This window comes from Aeromonas molluscorum 848 (assembly GCF_000388115.1).
In the GTDB taxonomy this organism is placed as follows: Bacteria; Pseudomonadota; Gammaproteobacteria; order Enterobacterales; family Aeromonadaceae; genus Aeromonas; species Aeromonas molluscorum.
Genome location: NZ_AQGQ01000272.1, coordinates 1 through 2,273 on the forward strand (window position 1 = coordinate 1; position 2,273 = coordinate 2,273).

Below are 2,273 nucleotides of genomic sequence, written 5' to 3' on the forward strand. Positions count from 1 at the left end.
CTGCCAATTGCCCCAGCGACTGCGTCTCGCCATTGAGCAACAGACGCCCCTCAGCCATCAGGCTCTCACCTTGGAACAGGGCGAGACTTCATCCATCTCCTGATCAGCCTCAAGCCGTTGCCAGGGCCGGACGGGGTCAGTTTCATCGCCCTGTTGCACCCGCTGGACCGGCTCAGGGCCCTCGGCCAGTTACGGCAGACGGGGCAGGATCTCGCCACCCTGACCGGGGCGTCCAGCGCCATGGCCAAGCTACTGCGCTCGGCCCACCAGGCAGCCTCCAGTCAGGGGGCCATATTGATCCGTGGCGAGGAGGAGGTGGGCAAGGCCAGGCTGGCGGAGGCGATCCATTTCGCCAGCGAGCGAGCATCCGCCCCCCTCGTCAGCCTCAACTGCCAGGCACTGCCAAGCGAGCGCATGGCGCTGGAGCTGATGGGCTCTGACGAGGCGGGGCAGGAGCGGGCCGGCAAGTTCGAGCTGGCCCATGGCGGCACCCTGGTGCTGGAACAGGTGGAATATCTGGCCGCCCCCATGCAGGCGGCTCTCTTGCAGTTGCTCAAGACCGGCCGGATCCAGCGCTTCGATTCGGCGCGCCTCCTGCCGCTGCGAGTCAGGATAGTGGCGACCAGCAGCGCCGACCTGGAACAGAGGGTGCAAGAGGGGCGGTTCGGCCGCCAGCTGCTCTATGCCTTGCAGGGTTGCGAGCTTTGGGTGCCGAGCCTGCGCGAGCGCATCGCCGACCTGCCCACCCTCATTGCCCAACAACTTCAGGCTCAGGGCCGGGAGCCCGCCCCTCGCTTCAGTCGCGCGGCCCTGGATTGCCTGCTGGCTTACTCCTGGCCCGGCAATCTCGGGGAGCTGCGCAGTGCCCTTGCCCACGCGCTGCTCCATTGTGATGAGGGTGTCATCCCGCCAGAGGCACTTCCCGCCGCCATTTCACAGGGCCACAGATTGCTGGCCGACGAAGTCGTGGGCCAGCCGCTGCTCACCCTGGCGGAGCTGGAGCGCCAGGCCATACTGCGCTGCGCACACGCCTGCAAGGGGCAGGTCAGCCAGATGGCCCAGCATCTGGGCATCAGCCGCACCACCCTCTGGCGACGGCTCAAGCTCATTGGTATCGATCCCGCCGACTATCACGGCTGACGGTTATTCAGGCCATTGCAAATCGGCCCGTAGAAGAAAATGAAAAGGCCCCGCAGTTGCGGGGCCATTTTATATGACAAGGTCAGCCGTGATGCGGTTACAGCCCCAGTTGGTGGGCGGTGACGATAGCCGCCAGCACATCCTCGGCAGTGACCTTGAACGGCATATTGTGGATGGTCTCGCCCTCGGCGGTGGAGGCTTTGGCCACCTCCAGCAGGCGCGCCATGTCCAGCGCCTTGACCCCCATCATATGCAGGTTGGTCGGCAGGCCAATCGAGCGGCAGAAGGCCAGCACGGTGTCGATCTCCGCCATGGGCGCGTTCTCCAGCACCAGCTGCACTAGCGTACCGAACGCCACTTTCTCACCGTGGTAGAGGTGGTGACACTCATCAAGCTGGGTCAGGCCGTTGTGGATGGCGTGGGCGGCGGCCAGGCCGCTGCTCTCGAAGCCGATGCCGCTCAGGTAGGTGTTGGCCTCGATGATGTTCTCCACCGCCTTGGTGCAAAGCCCCTGCTCCACCGCCAGCTTGGCCTTGTAGCCATCGGCCAGCAGAGTCTGGTAGCAGAGCTCGGCGATGGCCTGGGCCGCCAGGGTCGGAGCACCGCCGGCCATGGTCTTGCCGCCGGAGACCTTGTTGGCGCGCGCCTCGAAATAGGTGGAGAGCGCATCCCCCATGCCGGAGACCAGCAGCCGCACCGGGGCACGGGAGACGACACCGGTATCCATGATGACCATGTTGGGGTTGGTCGGGATCATCAGGTATTCGCTGAACTGCCCCTCCGGGGTGTAGATGACCGCCAGCGCACTGGTTGGCGCATCGGTCGAGGCGATGGTGGGGACTATGACGACCGGCACCTTCAGGTAGAAGGCGACCGACTTGGCGGTATCGAGCGTCTTGCCGCCACCGATGCCGATGATGACGTCAAACGGCGTCTGGTTGCAGCGAGCCAGCAGCCGGTCTATCTCGGGACGTGAACACTCGCCGTTGAAGCAGTCGAACTCTGGCTTGATCTCCACGCCGTGGAAGCTGCTGGCCACGGTGTCGCCAACCAGCTTGGTGACAAAATCGTCGGCCAGGATGAGCGGCTTGGTGCCGAGCGCCTTGACGTAGCTGCCGATGTTGGCGAGGGCC

Annotated in this window: 1 protein-coding gene and 1 pseudogene; one reads left to right on the top strand and one right to left on the bottom strand. The window is 65.0% G+C overall.

The window, feature by feature from the left end:
- Positions 1-1,140 (top strand): annotated as a pseudogene (locus G113_RS19845) (sigma 54-interacting transcriptional regulator); the annotation flags it as partial.
- A 97-nt stretch (positions 1,141-1,237) separates the two neighbouring features.
- On the opposite strand, the gene G113_RS19850 reads toward G113_RS19845, so the two are convergent.
- Positions 1,238-2,273, bottom strand: a 1,036-nt coding sequence (locus G113_RS19850) for a glycerol dehydrogenase (RefSeq protein ID WP_005913213.1), incomplete at its 5' end; no start/stop codon positions are given.